Below are 19,427 nucleotides of genomic sequence, written 5' to 3'. Positions count from 1 at the left end.
GCATTTAATTTCATATCAACCCAGCACTCAACTGTCAAAGCGCGAGCGGGTTGAGATTTATGGAGCAACATTCAGTATCGTACTTACATCAGAGTTGATAGAAGAGTTTTACTTACTAACAGTTAAACAAATTCACTGTTAAAACACACATTTAAAAACTGTACTTTATATTAGCAAACAACAAAGTCGCAGGTGTTTCGCCAAACAAACTATCACCGTTACCGTTAAAGCTTTGGATTACCGTGAGCAACTGCCAGTCATTAGCAAGGGAATAGTTACTCGATATCCCAAGGAAATAGGAATGATCATCGTAGTAACTGGTTGAGAGCGTGACGCGATTTAAAGGCGTTAAGTCAAAGCTCACATCGGCGTACCATGTATTTCTTGTAAAGCTCAACGTTTTTGCATCGAGAGGAAGATTCAAATACGCCAATGCGCTTGATGCATCTTGCGGTTCAGAGATAAATAACCACGCTGCACGCCCCATCCAGCTGCGTTTGCCGCCAAAGCTGTAATCTGATTCAATACTGGCAACCGTGGTCTTTTTGGTTGGTTCACCCTCAAATTCTGGATCAATGGGATCAAACCACGTGAGCTCTCCACGAAAACCCGCATCAAACACATCCGTTGCAAAACCAACGCCGAGTACGTAATCCATCCGAGCTCGTCCTGCAATAAACTGATAATCCCATCCCGATTGATTGGCGAAATAACGCAGTGAGGCACTGTCTTGTCCTGATTGACGAGCTGGTGAAAACACCAAATCTACCCCATCGGCAAAACCTAATTTTCTGCTCAGCATGACCGCATCCATGCCTGCTCGCTCTTCATAGTCAAAATCGTAAATCGAATACGCATTGTAGATATCGTTTGGATTCCATATCGTATTCATCGACCAATTGATACGAAAGCGCCCTAGTTGCGCTCCCCAGTCATCTTGCTGCCAAGTGAGATACAAGCGATCAAGCTGACTGTTAATGACCACATCATCTTCATGCCAGTTTTTGCTTAAATCCATGTAACCAGAATCCAACGCGACTAAATCGGCATAGCCAGGAAAGTCGGTAGAATCGCCCCAAAGAGCTCGGTTTCGTAACCCAACATTCACACGCCAGCTAGAGGAAAAACGGTATTCAAAGTTAAGTCGATTGTGTATCAGGTTATCGAACGTATTATCAGTGCCATCAGGAATACTGTAGGTTGCCATGTATTTGATGTAACCATCCAAATCCCATGATTTTTGAGGCTCTAATCCGGGAACAGCAGACAAGACAGAACCAGCTTGAAGACTAAGCAATGAAAGACTTAACGCCTTAATAAACACTGCATTTACTTTTGTTCTGGGCAAGCCTATATTGAATTGGAGAGCTTTGGTGCAAGTCGCAGACAAATAGGAAACCGCTCTATGCATGCGACCTCTCTGCGCGATTATCAATATTACTGAAATCACGCGCTAAACGACCATCTTCAAATACGATAATGCGGTGTGCACGTTTTATCACTCGCGGGTCATGGGTCGAGAAGATAAACGTCGTTCCCTCTTGTTCGCTAAGTTGCTCCATAATGTCGAGCAGCTCCGCAGTGCTTTTAGCGTCTAGATTGGCAGTAGGTTCGTCCGCCATGACAAAACGAGGCTTCGGCGCTAAAGCACGAGCAACCGCAACACGCTGTTGCTGCCCGCCGGACATTTTACCTGGCACCTTATTCATCTGTTCCGCTAATCCCACTTGTTCAAGTAAGGACGTCGCACGTTCACGACACTCTCGCTCGGTTTTACCTTGCAGCTGCATGACGAATTCCACATTCTCAAGCGCGGTTAACACAGGTAACAAACTATAGTCTTGGAAGATGAAGCCTATATTATCGCGACGATAGGCAATCAGTTCTTTTTCTGACATCGATGAAATCATGCAACCGTCGATTTCCACTTTGCCAGAGCTTGGGGCATCAATACCGCCAATCATGTTCAGCAACGTCGTTTTGCCCGAACCGGATGGTCCCATGATCGCAACAAATTCCCCCTGCTTAATCTCTAAGTCTACCGACTGCACTGCGTGCACAGGGTAATCACCATCGGCGTTGTAAATCTTAGTTAGGTTTTCTAGTTTGATGGTCATTAGCTTTTCTCCGCCATAGCATCCACAGGTCGATGCTTCAAAATTTGTCGTGCGGGATACAGGGCTGCGATAAGGCTGGCAACAAAAATCGCGACCATGATCATTTGATATTCCGCTATTGATACCCGTGGATAAAGCAAGGTATCCACGCCATAAGCCCCTAGCCCTTCCGCCATGCCAGCCAGCGACAATCCGGTAACACTTAGCATCTTAAGCATAATTGCACTCCCGAGTAACCCAAGCGCACAACCGCTTAATCCGAGGAACAAGGTTTCGAAAACGATCAACAAGCGTATCTTGTGTTTTTGCATCCCGACCGCCATTAACACACCGAACTCTCGCGTGCGTTCAAACACCGACATCAGCATGATATTAATGATGCCAAGGGTCATCGCCAGCACAAATACCACCAACATCACTTGGTTGGAAACATCCATCGTGCTCATCATGGTGGAGAGCAAAGGCTGGATCTCCTGCCAAGGTCTCACACTGAGCAAGCCTTTACTTTCCGGCGACAAAATAGAGTGACTGAACGCCAGTAACTGCTTGAGCTCAGCATCGTTATTAGAAGTAAGGAGTATCGCAATTTCGTGCGTGCCACTCAGCCCCGCTACCTTTTCAAGATCCGCTTTTCGGACGTAAACATTCCCGTCATCAAACCCTGTCGATGGTGTTTTGAATATGCCTCGAACACGAAATGCCGCACCTGCAACCTCCCCATTCACATCAGACAGAGTGAGTACCACTTTGGAGCCGACACGTAGCTTTAATCGCTCAGCTATCTTGCTCGATACTAAAATCGGATTTCTGCCTTCTTCGCTCAGCCATTCTCCGTCGACAATATGTTTCGAGAGTGGCGTGATGTTTTGCTCTTGCTCGATATTAACGCCGTTGATGCGAATACCACGTGTACTGCGCGCCGACGCTATCATGCCATCTGCTATAAATCGCTCAGAGATGGCTTTCACTTCTCGGTTACTGGCCAACACTTTGCTTATCTTATCCGCATCGGGAATCACATCTTTTAGCTCTGGATTGACTAAGTAGGACTTTTGCTGGATCTGCAAATGACTGGTTTGCCAAGAGATGGCGTTCTTGATCATGCTATCGACCAAGCCATTCATGAATCCCATCATGGCAACCACGCCCATCAAGCCAAATACCATGGCTCCGAGCATAATTGAGGTTCTCAACTTGTTGCGCCACAAGTTACGCCACGCCAACTTAACCAGCATGAGCACCTCCTTTTAACCCTGCCGCAATTGGCATTCGAAACATGCGAACCATTGGGTAAAGCAGACATAATAAAAGAATGAACAGCACGACGGCGATTTGATTGAGCAGTAAATGTGGGTCGAGCGAGACAGGCACAATAGGTTCAAAACCACTTTCGCGCATCAACTTGGCAGCATCGCCGGTAATTTCAATTGGATTAAAATAGAAATACCCCAACACAGGAGCACTCACGATAAGCCCAATAAGAATGCCAATGACGGACATAAACAGAGACTCTATCGTGAGCAGAAGGACGAGCTTGGAGCGCAGCATTCCGGTTGCTAACATAACAGCAAACTCACGTTGGCGTTCTAATGTCGTCATTAAGATAGTCGCAAACAAGCCAAAACCAACAATGCCGTAGAGAATGTAAATCAAGAAAATACCGCCCGCTTTATCTAAGGCGATTTGCTGTGCCATTTCTGGCGACAACTCTTTCCAATCCTTCACGGCGATATTTTTGCCATACTCGGCTTTAAGTTGTTCAACGGTATCAGGTAAGGCTCTTAAACTCTCCGTATTTAAAACCCATGCGGTGACTTGGTCATCCAATGAATACAGGCTTTGCGCAGTATCGAGCGGCATATAGACCAACTGAGAATCAAGCTGCTGCAAAGGAAAATGAAGAATGCCCGAGATTTGATACAAACCTGCCGCGGTCTGTCCTCGATAACCGACACCGTAAAGCACCAATTCATCGCCAACCTTGAGTTGCAAATAATTGGCTAAACCACCACCAACTAGCACTGATTTTTGCCCTGATTGGATGTAGCTTCCCTCAATCAATTTGTCGCTGATATTGGAGTACTGATCTTCAGCTTCAGGCTCAACGCCTAGTACCATCACGCCTTTTGAGCGTTCATCTTTTGCGGCTAAAGCAAAAGACTCTACCCGAGGTAATACGACATCAATATTGGGATTGTTTTTCGCCGCGGAAATGAAAGAGGCGGTTTGCGGCAAGACATCATCAATACTGGAAGAGTCACCAAACTCGGGATTTTGCAGTTGAATCAGACCCGTATAAAACTTAGCGGCATTTTTGATATTGGACGTATAACTGCCTTCTTGAAACGCTCGCGTAATAAGCGAAAGAAACAGCACCAATGCCAACGCAGACGCCGTCAGTAGTGTCCTGCGCTTTTGTCGCCAGAGGTTTCGCCAAGCCAGTTTCACAAGCATTGATTCGCTTCCTTCCGTTGATGTTTGATTATCCGCTTCTTCTTTTAGCCGTTCATTTACCCAAACTTAGTCGCGCAGCGATTTCATCTGTTGCTGAGAGAAAAAACTGTCATCGATATCGAAATCAAACTGTGCTTGGTGGGTGACGAGTACGGTTTTGTTCTCTGGCTTATCAAGCGGCTGCATTTCCATTCTGGTTGCTAATTTTCTCCCGCCGATCTCTTTCACGTCATAAGTCGTCATCACGTTCACTCGCTCATCAAACTCATCGTAGAATTCCACTTTGCGCTGCAGATAGGTCGATTTGGAAATCCACAACGTTACTTTGCTCCAAACCACAGGAGCATCGGGCTTTGCAACGGCGTCTATCACCCAAACCTTGTCGCCATCAAACACATCCTCGCCTTTCAATTGGTGCTGATAATCGACCACGATAGAGGACTGGTTTATCAAGTCATCATTGGTGAAGTCTGAGCCCATCCACGATTGGCTCAACATAGATGGCGCAATTTTGATGACGCGTTCAATACTCGGCACCCAATTCCACATTTCTCTTTGTCGTTTTAGAGAAGCGCTGCCCTTATCTTTGGCTGGTGCCGTAACCAACACCAAAGACAAATCCGTCCCTTTGGTCCAACTCTTCATGGTCATCGACCGAGTCCAATCAGGGCGAATGATCTCCATTGTAGATTCGGTATAACTGGAATCACCGCGCATGGCTTGATCTGACTTTTGCACTATATCAAAAGCACTTTCAGCCACAGCAGTAAATGAAATGGACCAACACAATAGAGATAACAAAGCAGTACGCATAACCGTCCTCGACACTGAAATCCAACACTATTCGCATCAGAAATAACAATAAAAACAGTGAGTTCAAATCAGTATAGCAAGGAGAGGATGAAGGTCAGCGAGAGCTCGCTCAAAGTTTTACTGAGCTTTACGAAGTAATGGTTCCACTTTGTTTCTGTTGATGATTTGGAACACCGCGCGATTCTTGCCGCTGGCTTTTCCACGATACATAAGTTGATCAGCATCTTGCAGGCTTGGCGTCTCATCAAACTTAGGATAATACGCGCAACCAAGACTGATGCTCACATGAATGTTCTGACCATCTAATGGGATTGGCATTTGATTAACGTGAGTACAGATTTCACACGCCAGCGTTTGGGCCTCTTCTGCCGATAGTGACACACTCACCAAAGCAAATTCCTCACCACCAATTCGAGCTAATGTCACCTTTTCATCGGTTACCGATTTCGCGGCATTCGCAACAGCAACGATTGCTTGATCTCCAGCTAAATGACCAAATTGATCATTGATGGATTTGAAGTCATCAATATCAAACACCATCACCGTCAGGTCTCTTTTTACTGTGCTTAACGTCGCCAACCGTTCAATCAAATGACGTCGGTTATAAAGCTTGGTAAGCGGATCTGTAAGGGTCAACTCAAACAACTGTTGGTTGGCTAAAGTTAACTGTCGAGTTCGCAACGCCACCGTTCTTTTGAGTGAAAAGATATGGAACATGGCGGCAATAACCAAAGCGAACACGGCCAAGGGCGCCAGATACGCTGGATAGACAGTTTTAACATGAATCCAACGACTGAGGATCCGGTCCTTATTTGCCTCCATGACTATCTCAAAATTCCTCGATACCTCTTCAATCGACTTTGCACTGCCGTCACCCGTCGCGATTCTTAAATCTTTGCTGTAAAGATGCAATGCAGGTAAGAAAGTCACCGAGTCAGGTGTTGTTGCCATGTAGAAATTGGATACCTGAGTATCAGCAACAAACAAAAAAATTTGCTTATTCGTAACCGCTTTTAGCAACGCATCATTATTCGAAAACAACCGTATTGCCGCGTTCGGGTAGTGTTTACGAACGAAAGTCTCTTCGTATCCTCCTTTCACCAAACCAATTTCCATTGCCGAATCACCTTTCAGCACCGATTCCACGTCAATTCCTAACAGGTCACTGTTTACATAAAGCTGAGTATCGATAGGCATAATCACCGTACCAAAATTCAAGTACTGGCTTCGTGCTTCGGAATATATTAGCCCCGCATGAACGTCTGCACGCCCCTCCTTCACTGCGAGTAAAGACTCTTCCCAATCAAGCAGAAGGAATTTAACGTGAACATCATTACGAACAGAGTACTCACGCCAAAAATCAATCAAAATGCCTTGTGGCTCGCCGTCTGGGGTAAGATAAGAGAATGGTTTCCAAGCTTTGGAATTGGCAACAATCAAGGTACCTTGTTTAGTCTCATGACTTTGGGATGCAGCGCTGTAAAACACACTCACGATCATCAGAGCGATGCCAAATGTTGCGCTTTTCCAACCATAAGTACTATAACGTATGAGAGCCATACCTACTTCTCGCCAACCTATCCGAAAGTATTATCTAAGACTTAATTCGAACTAAAGGTATAGCAGAGCTTTTAATGATGGGAAGTGACTCTTATTGATATGAATCTAAATTAGTACCTTTGTGCTGCAAAACGGTACTTTATTACCATAATATTTTATTAATCCATCGCGAATTATTATGAATTTTATATGGATAAAAGTGCGATAAATACATTCTGCTTTCTTAGGTTTTATCATTGCGCGTAAAAACACCTGACACAGCCCACAAAATCACATAAAAAAAGTAATGATTATTCGCTCGATAAGAATCACTTTGTTAACTTACGCGCAATTTTTTTGTGACCCGAAATTTTCGCTTTCGCCATGCCTTCTCAATATAGAATTAACAAAATCGTCGAAATTGGCGATACGCTGCATCGTAGTGGCTGTGCGCCTTACAAAGTAGAGAAATACACTCAACACTACGCGCAAAAACATGGCGTGGATGTGATGATTCAAGCTACACCCACCGCAATCAACTATCAGTTTCCTGATGACAACAACGCTGTCGTGCTCAAGCGCCTTAAACCGGCATCAATTAACCTCAGCTTGCTCGCGAATACCATCATCCGTATCAATCAACCGAGTAGCGAACCCGTTCCAGAACCTGCTGGTTATCCGTCGTGGGTTATCGCGTTGGCAAACATGGGCATTCCGCCCGCGTACTTGATGCTGGTTGGCAGCACCTTAGAGGCGGTCGGCTTTGCTTTTATTCTCGGTTTTATGGTCTGGGGATGTCAGCAAGTTTGCCGAGCGAGACGTGCAATTGCGGTTGAGTTTATCGCTGCGTTGTTCACCGGCATTATTGTCGCTTATCTATCTAGCACTGGACTTCCGATCCCTGTTTGGGCGCTATGTATCGCGACGATTGTCTTATTTGTCCCCGGCCTCTCCATCGCTAACTCACTCGAATGTTTGGCGTTTAATGATTTGGTTTCGGGCACTAGCTTATTGGGACAATGCGCTCTCACGCTGATCAAACTGTTTGTTGGTATCACTATGGGTCTGAACATTGGCGAAGCGATTTGGGGACAAGCTCAGTCTATTGCTTACACCAATGAAATTCCGATCTGGATGCACATTAGCGGCTTGTTCTTAATTTCAGCATGTCTTGGTGTGATTTTTAACGCCCGTCCTATCGATATACTGCTTGGGCTACCTGTCGCGATGCTGGGGATGTGGGGGCCATTCTATCTCGGCTTCGAAAGTGGCTGGGTGGTTGGAACTTGGGTGACGACTGTTCTGATTACACTTTATGGCACTTGGATTGCGAAAAAGATGGAGCTGACCGGTTCTATCTACATTGTTCAGGGCATCATTATTCTGGTTCCAGGCAGTCGCGTCTTGGTCAGTGCGAGTCAGTCGGTATTTGAACAATCGATCCTTCCGATTCCGAGTATTGGTCTCTCAGCGCTGTTCATGTTCTCAGCCATCGTTGCCGGGCAAATTACAGCCTACTCGATTTACTCGCCAAAAATAGAACGCTAGCACACCGCTTCGCCATTACCTTCAGACAAGAAAAAAGCCCTATTCAAAATCCACGTTAGTGAGAACTTTGAATAGGGCTCTTTGCCTCTATGCTTCGCTTTCCGGTTGAAGCTGCCTTTGCCTTTTTTGGCTTTCACAACTCGCGTTCTAAACAGTTGACTAGTGACGACCGCTTTAAGTGCGTTGTCTTTGATTTCCCCTCTGCCAAACTCGGTATCTTGATTCAATTCATTTGGCTGAGGATTAAGTTTTTTCTTTCCCATAGTTCCTCCGTAATGGTCGAACCAGATTGGACAATAATTAGATAAAATAGTCAAATTTGTAGAATTATTTTCATTTTATTCTTCAAAAACTTCACATCAACGTCATTTATTTGAAATTTCATCAAAAAAACACTGTATAAAAAGTGACTAGATACAAATATTTGCCTTTGATAGAGCAATAAATGTTGACTATACCCGTAATTAACCTAGACTCGAACACGGCTAGAAAGAAAGTTCTTTGTTTTCACATTTCGTTGGATTACTCGTAATTCCCCCGTCCTGTGGTACGCAATAGCAATTTATTTTTCCACGCTATAAGCGCCGATTAGGCGAAGATTTACATAAAATTAGATATTTAGGAAATAAACATGTCTAACAAAGCTACTGGTACAGTTAAGTGGTTCAACGAAACTAAAGGCTTCGGCTTCATCCAACAAGAAAACGGTCCTGACGTTTTCGCACACTTCTCTGCAATCCAAGGTGACGGCTTCCGTACTCTTGTTGAAGGCCAGAAAGTAGAATTCGAAATCACTCAAGGTCAAAAAGGTCCACAAGCTGAGAAAATCACTCTAGTTTAATCCTTTTAAGATTTTGATATGGTAGCCAGCTTTTTAGCTGGCTATTTTTTGCCCTCAAATTATTGATCACTCTTATGGCTCTTAAACCGACGATATACAAGTTTCGTATCGCGATCTCCGATATGAACAACGATTACTACGATTCAAAAAACCTGACCATTGCCCTACACCCTTCAGAAAAACCACAGCGCATGTTAGCGCGTATTTTGGCTTACTGTTTGAATGCCCAAAAAGAACTTGAGTTTACTAAGGGGCTTTCTACGACAGAAGAACCGGACTTGTGGCGCGTTGAAGATGATCAATCCATTACACATTGGATTGAAATCGGTGAGCCAGAGCCAGACCGCATCAAGAAAGCATCACGCCTTGCTAAACATGTGAAGGTGTACACGTACAACACGAAAGCATCGGTTTGGTGGGATAAAATGGCAGGCAAATTTGGCATGCTTCCAGTGGATGTGGCAAGTCTAGATTACGACGCTATCGACTTGATTTCACAGCACCTTGACCGCGGCACTAGTCTATCTGTTATGATTACCGGCACCTCTATTTTCGTTGATATTAACGAACAACACGTCGAAGTGACGGTGAAGGAATTGCAAAGTAATGACGCCTCTTAATGAACTGATCCAACAAATGGGGTTCACAAACATTCCCTTCGTTAACGAGCACAAAGCAGCAAGGCGACGTTGGACAAAGGAACAAGCCCCATTGTTCATTAGAGTATGTGAAAATAAGCCTGAGACAGCTCCTGCGCTGCATCTACTTGGGCTTTTAACCAAATCTCACATCGAAGCCAGTGCCCTCTATGAGCAGCACGCCACGTCGACTCATCACATGCAGCAAGTCTTGAGTGACACGCTAGGTGAGGAGCACGCAGAAAAGTTCACTAATCAGTCCGCAGAAGACCTCGTGCTAGTGACACATTTGTGGTTGTATACTCAAGGTTATCTCAACATGGACTTTAGCCTTGCGCACGACCATGCTGAGCAAACGCAAAACGTTCTGCAACACGAGTTAGTGATCAAGCGTATGGATCTCGATGCTTTCCGTACCGACTTAATGCAGAGTTTTTACCTCGGTAAAGAAGCAAACCCAGCAAAAACTAGTGGGCTAATTAGCTGGATAAAGCGCCTATTTTCCTCATAAAAAACATGGTTTTGTCAAAACCAAACACCTGATAGACTACTTCCTTTCATGCAACGGCTTGCTTTGGTTGTTACACATAACCTGTTATTTATAGTTCGTTGCATGACATTCAAGGACACTCATCCACTGAACATCAAGGGATCATTATGAAGTTTATCCGTTGGATTTTGGGAAAAATCATCTTACTTCTCAACGCTGTATTCTCTCCTCGTGGCGTTAAACGCTCAGCAGAGGCACAAAAAAGCGTTGATGACAAAGCGAAGAACTACGCACTATACCAATTTGAAGCTTGTCCTTTCTGCGTAAAAGTTCGCCGAGCTATGAAGCGCCAATCCGTAAACATTGAATTACGTGATGCGAAAAACAACTCAGTGCATCGTGACGCACTTGAGCAAGGTGGCGGTCGCGTGAAAGTACCTTGTCTTCGCATTGAAAAAGATGGCGAAACGCAATGGCTTTACGAATCTTCAGACATTGTCGCTTACATTGAAAAAGAATTTGCCTAGTTCCCCCTAAGAACATTGGCGGATGCAAAAGAGGCACCATACGGTGCCTCTTTTCTTTTGTTTCGATTCAATAGAATTAGAATTTACTGATCGACAATCAACATCAATTCCACGCGGCGGTTACACGCCTTACCACTTGCCGTTGCATTACTGCACTGGGGTACATACTCACCAAAACCACGCGAGAAGACGCGTTGGCGCGGCAAGCTTGTGGCTAACAATTGCTTTTCAACTTCACGAGCACGTTCCTCAGACAGAGAATCATTGAAGGTTGCTGCGCCTGTGCTGTCCGCATGACCATCAATCACTACATCAACGTCTGTTCGTCCGGCAAGATAATGCCCAAGATTACGTAGCCAGTCTTCGGACTGCGATGATAATCTCGCAGATCCAGTTTGGAAGTGTACCTGTTCTTTCAAACGCACCATAAGGTGGTCGCCACTGATGGTTTCGTGGGCGATTTGATGCCTATTTAAAAACATCTCCAGTGACGTCACGCCCTGTGACTTTTTTCCCATTGAGCTCGGTGCTTGAGCCACATAGCGAGGTGTTGATGCGTAAGACTTCGCATAACCCCACTCAGGGTGTCTAAGTTCTGAGTTAGTTCGAGGAGCGGTATCCAAGATGTTACCGCCCGGAACCATATCCGAATTAATGCTGCCACATCCAGCTAAAAGGCCGCATGCCAATAAAAACCAATGCTTCATACCGTTACCAACGTAGAATGAATTCCTGTTCACTGTGTCGGCTCAAATCGTCCAAACTTTAGTGCTTTTTACCATTTCATCCCATTTACCAAGCACCTATCGTGCCAAAGTTCTGACTTCACTTCTCATTTGTCTAACGTCATCAATGATGATTGGCAGAATACCAATGTTGCACTTATCAAGAGCGATCTTTGTTACGGCCGAAATCTTCGACTTTTCAAGCATCGAAGTCCTTAATTGACTCGTCATAGCCATGTTTTGTCTAAACTTTCTCCGATTGTCTCACTTTAGTGTAACAAGCCGTATTAATGGTTTTCGTCGATACCGTTAACCGATAAACTAGCAACAATTTTACTATTTAGAGCCTGACCCATGTTTAAAACTATTTCTAAAGGCGCTGCACTTTTTGCGGCAGTATTTGCCCTTACAGCTTGTGATAACGGCAATAGTCAGCCACAACAAGGCAAGCAGTACGAAGAGCTACCTGTTTCTCTTGCTGAATACAACCTAGCGCCAGTTACTGAAGTTTTCTCTCTAACTTGCGGCCACTGTCGTACGATGGAACAGTTCGTTCCTCAGATCGAATCGTTGACAGAACAAAAAGTTGAGAAGATGCACGTTACCTTTAACGAGAGTGCACAGATCAGCGCGATCATCTTCTACACAGCAGCAATGCAAGTTAACGGCACACCAGACAAAGCGTTTATGGAAGAGCTGTTTGCGGCAGTTCAAATGGGTGCAGATGCAACAGCGGATGAGCGCCAAGCAGCAGTTGAGAAAGCTTTTGAGTCTCGCAACCTAGTAAGCCCATACCAACTAGACGACGCGCAACAAGCAAAACTGTTTGAATACATCACCAAAGCAGAAGAGATCACAACTCGTGGTCAAATTAACTCAGTTCCAGCGTTTATCGTCAACGGTAAATACCAAGTGATCACTGGCGGTCACGAAACCGTTGAAGCTATGGCTGACACCATCAACTATCTGCTAAAACAACCAAAATAAGACAAGGAGCTACTGTGTCTAAATTTCTGTTTCCTCTTATTATTTTCGTCCTAGCGGCATTCTTTATCTACCGCACTTGGACCAACCACAAAGTGGCTGACGAGAACTTTGCTAAAGGCCAAGAATTCCTGCTTGAGAACAGCAAGAAAGAAGGTGTAATTACCACAGAGAGTGGCCTGCAATACCTAGTACTTGAAAAAGGTACTGGTGACGTTCACCCAACCGCAACGAGCAAAGTGAAGGTGCACTACCACGGCACACTGATCGACGGCACAGTTTTCGATAGCTCAGTAGAGCGTGGCGAGCCAATCACATTCGGCCTAAACCAAGTGATTAAAGGCTGGCAAGAAGGTCTGCAATACATGGTTGTGGGTGAGAAAATCCGCCTGTTCGTACCAAGCACACTTGGTTACGGTAAAAACGGTACGGGCCCTATCCCACCAGCAAGTGTACTGATCTTTGATGTGGAACTATTGGACATCCAATAATCCTCAGCAAGAACAAAAAACGCCGCATTGATTGCGGCGTTTTTTATTGAATGAGCTCTTCTGAGCAACGGCGAATTAAGCCTTTGGATAAAAGACCAACTTATCACCTTCCACCATCACACAATCCATGCCTGCAGCGTGAGCGGCTTTCTTGCCTAACTCGGTATCTTCAAACACCACGCAGTCTTGTGCGTTTAAACCAAGTTGTTCTGCGGCCATAAGGAATGTATCTGGGAAAGGTTTGTGGTTTTCGACGTCCGTCGCTGTGACCACTGCATTGAGCTTCTTCAAGATGCCTGCTTTCGCCAATAGACGCAGTGCACTGTCTCGTTGGCTACCGGTTCCAACTGCGATTTTCTTATTGCCTAGATGTTCATCCAATACGATGTTGGTACACGAGATGATTTCTCCGTGTTGTTCCATCTCTGCGAACGTGTCCATTTTGAATCGAGATACGGTTTTAGGGTCGAGAGACAAACCGTGTTGACGGTTCACTTCGCCAACGATTTTGAAGCTTGGCATGCCACCTAAACTGTGCAACCAATCTTGGTTGAAAGGAAAATCGAAACGATCTGCCGTCGCTTGCCACGCCGCTAGATGCGCAGGCATTGTGTCGATTAAGGTGCCGTCCATATCGAAAATCAACCCTTTATAGGGGCTTAAATCTATCGTATTCATGTCAATTCTTCTATTTGTACATCTCTGATGGTAATTTATCAGCCATTACAACATTCCTTATTGGCATTTAGTAAACATGCTCAAAATTTCGAACTCCGTCACAATTCAAGATTGGGAAATCCAATTATCTCCCATCAGGGCTCAAGGAAGTGGTGGGCAAAACGTTAATAAGGTATCGTCCGCGATACATTTGCGCTTTGACGTACGTCATTCCACGCTGCCGGAATTCTATAAAGAGCGATTACTTGCCCTTTCTGACAGCCGAATATCCAAAGATGGCGTCATCATCATCAAAGCACAACAGTTTCGGACGCAAGAGCAGAACAAAGAAGACGCACTAAATCGATTACAAGCATTGATACAATCTGCAAGCCGACAAGAAAAGAAGCGTATTAAAACCAAACCAACTCGCGCTTCGCAACGTCGTAGACTTGATAGCAAAAACAAGCAAGCGACAAAAAAACAGCAACGCCAAAGAGTGCTGTACTAATAAACGTCAGAGCTAGCCATTGGGAACCTTTTTGGGCTCCTTACTTTAGTCAACTATTCAGGACAAACTTTATGACTATTAGGCACAAGCTCTACTCCTTAGGAGTGATCGCCATTCTGGGCATTATGACCCTGCTGGGTACCTCGTCACACTTCGCTAACCAAAGCCAAGAACTCGGCCATGCCGTTAAGCTCGTTGGTGATTTAGAGATTCGTCTCCTTAACTTACGCCGTAATGAAAAAGACTTATTACTGCGCAGTAACATCAAGTACCTTGATAAGTTCGATGGTAACGTCGATAAGTTCTTGGTGATTGAACAAGAATTGGCTGGTATCCTTAACCGTTATGACCTCCCTTCTAGCCACCAATTCAAGCAAGACTTATTGGCCTATCAAAAAGGTTTCCAGACTTTAGTTTCTGCCTACCGACGCTACGGTCTAGATGCGGAAAGCGGCTTATGGGCAAGTTTTGAACAAGAGCTTTCTGCTGCAGAGCAAAATGCTGATCATCAACAAGTCATGGCTCTGACTAAATTCTCAGAACTTGTTAAAGCCGGTGAAATGGACGAAAGCCTTCTACAAGGCCTATACGTACCTGCTTTGATTGAAAGTGCACGTCAGCTTGCTGCGCAAAAGCAAACTATCGGCGTGGCTTACAATAAAGGTTTATTGGGTGATACTCGTGCTCTATCACATGCGGTAGAGCAGCAGTTCAAAACCTTTTCATCTGCCCTGAGCGACGCAGCACAAGCTCGTGATAGCCAAAACAACTTGGTGAAACAAGTCATCACAGCGGTGGTGCTGGTCATCATCTTTGCCTTGATCTTCCAAATCTCACGTTCGATCAATACTCGCGTTAGCAGCTTGCTTACCACTATTAAAAACATTAGTGAAAGCAATAACATGGGCCTACGCTCTGAGCTTGCGGGGAAAGATGAACTGGCAGACATCAGCCATCATTTAAACGATCTGTTAGACAAACTTGAGCACCTTATCCACGGAACACAAGAGAAGTCAGCGCAACTATCGGCAAGTACAGACAACATGCACCGTGAGCTAGAAGGCGTAATGGAACAATTTCATGCTCAAGCCGATCATACTTCGTCTATGGCAACAGCCGTTCAGCAAATGGTCGCAACCATTGGTGAAATCTCTGAAAGCACCTCTGTGGCAGTGGAAGGCGTTCACCAAGCAGCAAACAATGCAGAACAAGGTCGTACCGTTGTCGAGACGACAGTTTCGAATGTCGGCCAGTTGACCGGTATTCTTTCAAACAGTCAGCAGTCCATTGGCTCTCTCAACGAGCACGTGGCGAAGATTGGCGGCGCAGTAAATATCATCCAAGATATCGCTGAACAAACTAACCTACTCGCGCTTAACGCAGCGATTGAAGCAGCACGTGCCGGAGAACAAGGTCGTGGCTTCGCTGTTGTGGCCGATGAAGTACGTGCACTGGCAAGTCGTACTCATCAATCGACTGAAGAAATCACCCGCGTGGTGTCTGATATTCAATCGCAGATGTCGATGGTCGTATCTGATATCGACCAATGTAACGATCAGGGTCAGCAAACTCTCCACGCTTCAGAGAAGCTCGATTCTAGCTTGCAACAAATCATCGCAGACATGCACGCAATTCAGGGCAACTCCGAGCGCATCGCCTCAGCCATCGAAGAGCAAGGCATCGTAATGAATCAGGTGAGCGATTCGATTACTGAGTTAAACGTGATTTCAGAGAACAACATGCAATCAGCACAAGAATGCTTACATGAGGTGAACTCTGTTTCGGCTCAAGCCCATGAAATGGATGATGCTGTTGCTGAATTCAAAACACGCAGCGTGTAATCTACCCTCCCTCGCAATCATTATTGCCAGATAAACAAAAAGCCCGAAGCACTCTCATGCTTCGGGCTTTTTCTATCTGAGGAAACTCAGTGCTTATTCGTCATCAAGAGGAACAAGCTTGGTGCTACCGCCGTGGATCTTCTCACGCTTTCTCTGTACCAGAGCGTAGAAGCCTGGGATCAGGAAGGTACCCGCTAGAAGTACACACAACAGACCACCAATTAGGGAAATACCCAACGAGTTTTGGCTCACGTGACCCGCACCTGCTGCGAAGATCAGCGGGAAGATACCCAAGATGAACGACCAAGAAGTCATGTTCACCGCGCGGAAACGAAGCTTACCACCTTCTACTGCCGCATTATCAATATCCACGTCTTTCTCTTCACGCTCTTGCTTGGCGAATTCCACAATCAGGATTGCGTTCTTCGCCGCGAGCGCTATGAGCAAGACGAGACCTATCTGAGCGTACAAGTTGAGTGGCGTTCCGGTTAGGTTCAACGCGAGGAACGAACCTAACGTTGCCACAGGTACCACAAGGATGATCGCCAGAGGGATACTCCAACTCTCGTACTGAGCTACCATGAACAAGTAGATAAAGATCAATGCCAACGCAAACGCGTAGATTGCTTGGTTGCCTGCCAATACTTCTTGGTAAGCCATACCCGTCCATTCATAAGTGTAACCTTGTGGCAGCACTTCAGCTGCGACGCGCTCCATCGCTGCGATCGCATCACCACTTGAATAGCCCGGTGCTGGTTGGCCTTGAATGATCGCGCTGCGGTACATGTTGTAACGCCATGCAACATCTGGCTCAAACACCTGCTCGTAGCTTACTAGCGTGCTCAGCGGCACCATATCGCCACTTGAAGAACGAACGTGGAAACGTTCCAGATCGTCCATGCTGCTGCGGTGCTCACTGTCTGCTTGCATGGTTACACGGAAGTTCTTACCAAACATGGTGAAGTCGTTCACGTACAACGAACCAAGGTTACCTTGCAGTGTTTGGAAAATTGACGACAGTGGAATACCCAACTGCTGTGCTTTTTCACGGTCAATATCCACATAGTAATGCGGTACGTTCGCACGGAAAGTACTAAAGGTATAAGCGATTTCTGGTGCTTGGTTAGCCGCCTGAATCATCTCACCCATTACCATCGACAAATCAGTACGGCTACGACCTAGCGAGTCTTCCAGTACAAACTCGAAGCCAGACGCCGCGCCCATGCCCGGTACTGCAGGAGGTCCCATCGCGAATACCACGGCTTGAGGAAGTTCCATCGCAGCACGGCCGTTGATGCGGTTGGCAATTGCGTTAGCAGCGTGTTCACCGTCAAGCGAGTTACGCGTGTCCCAATCATGCAGTTTGATAAACAGAGACGCACCGTTTGATGCTGCTGCACCAGTCATGAATGAGTAACCATTCGCAACTGTCACGCCATCAACACCCGGCTCTTGCTCAACCATCTTCATCAATTCATTGGTTACTTCCTCGGTACGAGAAAGCGACGCCGAATCCGGAAGCTGAACGTTCACCAACAAGATGCCTTTATCTTCTTGAGGAACAAACGCCGTTGAGGTTGTTTTCGCGAAGAACGTTACAGCCGCAACCGCCACGAAGAAGAAAGCAATCAGCAACATAGACTTCTTAACCAAGAATCCAGCGATCTGACCGTAGCGCGCTGTTACACGCTCTAGACCACGGTTGAACGCTTGGAACCAGTTTGCTGTGTTGCCACCACCCTGCTTCAGTACCAACGAACATAGTGCTGGAGACAGAGTTAGTGCGTTAATAGACGAGATAACTACTGAGATACAGATCGTCAATGCGAACTGACGATACATGATGCCAGTAATACCCGGAAGCATGGCTACTGGTAGGAATACCGCCAATAGAACCAAGGTCGAAGTAATGATTGGGCCCGTTACTTCTTTCATCGCCAGCAACGTTGCTTTACGCGGTGAAATAGTTGGGTCTTTCGCCATGGTGGTATCCACGTTTTCGATAACCAGAATCGCGTCATCTACCACGATACCGATGGCTAGGATCAAACCGAATAGGGTTACCGTGTTGATGGTAAAGCCCGTCGCCTGCATGATGGCGAATGTACCGATAAGGGATACCGGAATCGCAACAACCGGAATCAAGGTTGCACGCGCACTACCAAGGAACAGGTAGGTTACCGCGATTACCAGCAAAATAGCTTCAATCAGCGTTTTCACTACGCCCTTGATCGACTCAGCAACGAATACGGTCGTATCGTAACTGGTCTCGTAAGCCATGCCTTCAGGGAAGTTCGTGCTTAAGCGCTCAAGCAAGTCCATAACCGCTTGGCCACTTTCCAGTGCGTTTGCGTCTGACTGTAGTGACAGAGCAACAATCGACGCGTCTTGACCACGGAACTTACCGTTACCATCGTAGAACTTCTTACCAAGCTCAACACGAGCTACGTCTTTTAGGTATACCGTAGAGCCATCTGGGTTTGCGCGAAGTACTACATCCTCAAACTCGCTCACGCTCTCAAGACGACCTTTGGTCACTAAGTTGAACTGAACTTCTTGAGGGTTATTGTACGGCGCAGCACCGATACGACCTGCCGCTACCTGTACGTTCTGTTCCGCCAATGCCGAGTAAACGTCAGTTGTCGTGAGATTCAGGTTAGCCATCTTTTCTGGGTCTAACCAAACACGCATCGCGTATTCACCACCACCTATAACGTTAACTTCACTGATGCCTTTAACACGCGCCAGCTGGTCTTTTACGTTAAGGTTGATGTAGTTGATAAGGAACTTGTCATCGTACTTACCGTCTGGTGAGTAGAAGTTCAGAACCATCAACAAGTCAGGAGAACGCTTTTTCACCGTTACGCCTACCATGCGCACTTCTTGAGGCAGTTTGGACTCAATCTGTGATACACGGTTTTGCACGTTAACCTGCGCCATGTCTGGGTCAGTGCCCACATCGAAGGTAACGTTTAGGCTGTAAGAACCATCGTTCGCGCTCTTAGACGACATGTAGATCATGTCTTCTACACCGTTTACGGAGGTTTCTATCGGGTCAGCTATTGCTTGTTCCACAACCTCTGCACTTGCACCCGTGTAGAATGCGGTCACGCTCACCGATGGCGGACTGATTTTTGGATATTCAGCAACTGGCAAGATCGCTAAAGAGATGGCTCCTGCCAACGTCAATATGATCGAAATAACCAGTGCGAATTTTGGTCTTTGAATAAAGAAACGACTTAACATTGCGC

At 45.9% G+C, this 19,427-nt stretch carries 19 protein-coding genes; 9 read left to right on the top strand and 10 right to left on the bottom strand.

Annotated features, from left to right (window positions below; genetic code table 11):
• Nucleotides 1-151: 151 nt before the first annotated feature.
• The 6 genes from KJB05_RS21750 to KJB05_RS21725 all read right to left on the bottom strand — a co-directional run bounded on the left by KJB05_RS21750 (nucleotide 152) and on the right by KJB05_RS21725 (nucleotide 6,944).
• The gene (locus KJB05_RS21750; protein WP_244142901.1) at nucleotides 152-1,411 is read right to left on the bottom strand and encodes a hypothetical protein; all 1,260 of its coding nucleotides are present in this window, start codon (nucleotides 1,409-1,411) and stop codon (nucleotides 152-154) included.
• On the bottom strand, nucleotides 1,404-2,117 hold the full coding sequence (locus tag KJB05_RS21745; RefSeq protein WP_009704729.1) for an ABC transporter ATP-binding protein: 714 nt from the start codon (nucleotides 2,115-2,117) through the stop codon (nucleotides 1,404-1,406). Before KJB05_RS21745 ends, KJB05_RS21750 begins: the two co-directional genes overlap by 8 nt.
• Nucleotides 2,117-3,352 (bottom strand): FtsX-like permease family protein, encoded by a 1,236-nt coding sequence (locus KJB05_RS21740; RefSeq protein WP_208444480.1) that lies wholly within the window; start codon nucleotides 3,350-3,352, stop codon nucleotides 2,117-2,119. The genes KJB05_RS21745 and KJB05_RS21740 overlap by 1 nt, the downstream gene beginning before the upstream one ends.
• On the bottom strand, nucleotides 3,342-4,571 hold the full coding sequence (locus KJB05_RS21735; protein WP_208444479.1) for an FtsX-like permease family protein: 1,230 nt from the start codon (nucleotides 4,569-4,571) through the stop codon (nucleotides 3,342-3,344). The genes KJB05_RS21740 and KJB05_RS21735 overlap by 11 nt, the downstream gene beginning before the upstream one ends.
• 66 nt (nucleotides 4,572-4,637) lie before the next feature.
• Nucleotides 4,638-5,384, bottom strand: a complete 747-nt coding sequence (locus tag KJB05_RS21730) for an outer membrane lipoprotein-sorting protein (RefSeq protein ID WP_208444478.1) — start codon at nucleotides 5,382-5,384, stop codon at nucleotides 4,638-4,640.
• Nucleotides 5,385-5,501: 117 nt separating this feature from the next.
• Complete coding sequence (locus KJB05_RS21725) at nucleotides 5,502-6,944, bottom strand: sensor domain-containing diguanylate cyclase (RefSeq protein ID WP_208444477.1); 1,443 nt, start codon at nucleotides 6,942-6,944, stop codon at nucleotides 5,502-5,504.
• Between the two features lie 363 nt (nucleotides 6,945-7,307).
• Here KJB05_RS21725 and KJB05_RS21720 point away from each other — a divergent pair, with 363 nt between their 5' ends.
• A complete protein-coding gene (locus KJB05_RS21720; RefSeq protein WP_009704734.1) occupies nucleotides 7,308-8,471 on the top strand; it encodes a threonine/serine exporter family protein in 1,164 nt (387 codons plus the stop codon).
• Here the strand turns inward: KJB05_RS21720 and KJB05_RS21715 are convergent.
• Nucleotides 8,468-8,734 carry a ribosome alternative rescue factor ArfA gene (locus KJB05_RS21715; protein WP_208444476.1) on the bottom strand — a complete coding sequence of 89 codons (267 nt, stop codon included), beginning with the start codon at nucleotides 8,732-8,734 and terminating at the stop codon, nucleotides 8,468-8,470. The genes KJB05_RS21720 and KJB05_RS21715 overlap by 4 nt on opposite strands.
• Nucleotides 8,735-9,102: 368 nt before the next feature.
• Here KJB05_RS21715 and KJB05_RS21710 point away from each other — a divergent pair, with 368 nt between their 5' ends.
• The 4 genes from KJB05_RS21710 (at nucleotide 9,103) to KJB05_RS21695 (ending at nucleotide 10,967) form a co-directional block, all read left to right on the top strand.
• The gene (locus tag KJB05_RS21710; protein WP_005433440.1) at nucleotides 9,103-9,312 is read left to right on the top strand and encodes a cold-shock protein; all 210 of its coding nucleotides are present in this window, start codon (nucleotides 9,103-9,105) and stop codon (nucleotides 9,310-9,312) included.
• Nucleotides 9,313-9,386: 74 nt separating this feature from the next.
• Nucleotides 9,387-9,932, top strand: coding sequence for a YaeQ family protein (locus tag KJB05_RS21705; RefSeq protein ID WP_009704736.1), 546 nt, complete (start codon nucleotides 9,387-9,389; stop codon nucleotides 9,930-9,932).
• Entirely contained in the window at nucleotides 9,919-10,461 is a 543-nt protein-coding gene (locus KJB05_RS21700) for a hypothetical protein (RefSeq protein WP_199454655.1), read from the top strand. Before KJB05_RS21705 ends, KJB05_RS21700 begins: the two co-directional genes overlap by 14 nt.
• 146 nt (nucleotides 10,462-10,607) lie before the next feature.
• Nucleotides 10,608-10,967, top strand: a complete 360-nt coding sequence (locus tag KJB05_RS21695; RefSeq protein WP_208444475.1) for a glutaredoxin — start codon at nucleotides 10,608-10,610, stop codon at nucleotides 10,965-10,967.
• Nucleotides 10,968-11,050: 83 nt separating this feature from the next.
• Here KJB05_RS21695 and KJB05_RS21690 read toward each other — a convergent pair whose 3' ends face one another.
• Entirely contained in the window at nucleotides 11,051-11,674 is a 624-nt protein-coding gene (locus KJB05_RS21690; protein ID WP_208444474.1) for an OmpA family protein, read from the bottom strand.
• A 372-nt stretch (nucleotides 11,675-12,046) separates the two neighbouring features.
• Between KJB05_RS21690 and KJB05_RS21685 the strand changes: the two genes are divergently transcribed.
• Entirely contained in the window at nucleotides 12,047-12,679 is a 633-nt protein-coding gene (locus KJB05_RS21685; RefSeq protein WP_009704740.1) for a thiol:disulfide interchange protein DsbA/DsbL, read from the top strand.
• A gap of 14 nt (nucleotides 12,680-12,693) precedes the next feature.
• Complete coding sequence (locus KJB05_RS21680) at nucleotides 12,694-13,167, top strand: FKBP-type peptidyl-prolyl cis-trans isomerase (protein ID WP_020194145.1); 474 nt, start codon at nucleotides 12,694-12,696, stop codon at nucleotides 13,165-13,167.
• Nucleotides 13,168-13,242: 75 nt separating this feature from the next.
• Here KJB05_RS21680 and KJB05_RS21675 read toward each other — a convergent pair whose 3' ends face one another.
• Entirely contained in the window at nucleotides 13,243-13,845 is a 603-nt protein-coding gene (locus KJB05_RS21675) for a beta-phosphoglucomutase family hydrolase (RefSeq protein ID WP_032802100.1), read from the bottom strand.
• 76 nt (nucleotides 13,846-13,921) lie between these two features.
• Between KJB05_RS21675 and arfB the strand changes: the two genes are divergently transcribed.
• Nucleotides 13,922-14,335, top strand: a complete 414-nt coding sequence (gene arfB / locus KJB05_RS21670) for an alternative ribosome rescue aminoacyl-tRNA hydrolase ArfB (protein ID WP_032802102.1) — start codon at nucleotides 13,922-13,924, stop codon at nucleotides 14,333-14,335.
• 71 nt (nucleotides 14,336-14,406) lie between these two features.
• A complete protein-coding gene (locus tag KJB05_RS21665; protein WP_208444473.1) occupies nucleotides 14,407-16,176 on the top strand; it encodes a methyl-accepting chemotaxis protein in 1,770 nt (589 codons plus the stop codon).
• A gap of 93 nt (nucleotides 16,177-16,269) precedes the next feature.
• Here the strand turns inward: KJB05_RS21665 and vmeZ are convergent, their stop codons facing one another.
• Nucleotides 16,270-19,422 (bottom strand): efflux RND transporter permease subunit, encoded by a 3,153-nt coding sequence (gene vmeZ, locus KJB05_RS21660; protein ID WP_208444472.1) that lies wholly within the window; start codon nucleotides 19,420-19,422, stop codon nucleotides 16,270-16,272.
• Nucleotides 19,423-19,427: the final 5 nt, after the last annotated feature.

Origin of the sequence: Vibrio sp. B1ASS3 (assembly GCF_905175355.1) — a bacterium.
In the GTDB taxonomy this organism is placed as follows: Bacteria; Pseudomonadota; Gammaproteobacteria; order Enterobacterales; family Vibrionaceae; genus Vibrio; species Vibrio owensii.
Note: the sequence above shows the minus strand (reverse complement) of the source record. Positions and strands in the feature narration are given on the sequence as shown.

Coding starts and splice junctions, on each gene's coding strand:
- KJB05_RS21675 (WP_032802100.1), bottom strand. CDS start 13,845: ATGAATACGATAGATTTAAGCCCCTATAAAGGGTTGATTTTCGATATG.
- KJB05_RS21730 (WP_208444478.1), bottom strand. CDS start 5,384: ATGCGTACTGCTTTGTTATCTCTATTGTGTTGGTCCATTTCATTTACT.
- KJB05_RS21705 (WP_009704736.1), top strand. CDS start 9,387: ATGGCTCTTAAACCGACGATATACAAGTTTCGTATCGCGATCTCCGAT.
- KJB05_RS21740 (WP_208444480.1), bottom strand. CDS start 3,352: ATGCTGGTTAAGTTGGCGTGGCGTAACTTGTGGCGCAACAAGTTGAGA.
- KJB05_RS21720 (WP_009704734.1), top strand. CDS start 7,308: ATGCCTTCTCAATATAGAATTAACAAAATCGTCGAAATTGGCGATACG.
- arfB (WP_032802102.1), top strand. CDS start 13,922: ATGCTCAAAATTTCGAACTCCGTCACAATTCAAGATTGGGAAATCCAA.
- KJB05_RS21745 (WP_009704729.1), bottom strand. CDS start 2,117: ATGACCATCAAACTAGAAAACCTAACTAAGATTTACAACGCCGATGGT.
- KJB05_RS21715 (WP_208444476.1), bottom strand. CDS start 8,734: ATGGGAAAGAAAAAACTTAATCCTCAGCCAAATGAATTGAATCAAGAT.
- KJB05_RS21690 (WP_208444474.1), bottom strand. CDS start 11,674: ATGAAGCATTGGTTTTTATTGGCATGCGGCCTTTTAGCTGGATGTGGC.
- KJB05_RS21665 (WP_208444473.1), top strand. CDS start 14,407: ATGACTATTAGGCACAAGCTCTACTCCTTAGGAGTGATCGCCATTCTG.
- KJB05_RS21750 (WP_244142901.1), bottom strand. CDS start 1,411: ATGCATAGAGCGGTTTCCTATTTGTCTGCGACTTGCACCAAAGCTCTC.
- vmeZ (WP_208444472.1), bottom strand. CDS start 19,422: ATGTTAAGTCGTTTCTTTATTCAAAGACCAAAATTCGCACTGGTTATT.
- KJB05_RS21685 (WP_009704740.1), top strand. CDS start 12,047: ATGTTTAAAACTATTTCTAAAGGCGCTGCACTTTTTGCGGCAGTATTT.
- KJB05_RS21695 (WP_208444475.1), top strand. CDS start 10,608: ATGAAGTTTATCCGTTGGATTTTGGGAAAAATCATCTTACTTCTCAAC.
- KJB05_RS21725 (WP_208444477.1), bottom strand. CDS start 6,944: ATGGCTCTCATACGTTATAGTACTTATGGTTGGAAAAGCGCAACATTT.
- KJB05_RS21710 (WP_005433440.1), top strand. CDS start 9,103: ATGTCTAACAAAGCTACTGGTACAGTTAAGTGGTTCAACGAAACTAAA.
- KJB05_RS21700 (WP_199454655.1), top strand. CDS start 9,919: ATGACGCCTCTTAATGAACTGATCCAACAAATGGGGTTCACAAACATT.
- KJB05_RS21735 (WP_208444479.1), bottom strand. CDS start 4,571: ATGCTTGTGAAACTGGCTTGGCGAAACCTCTGGCGACAAAAGCGCAGG.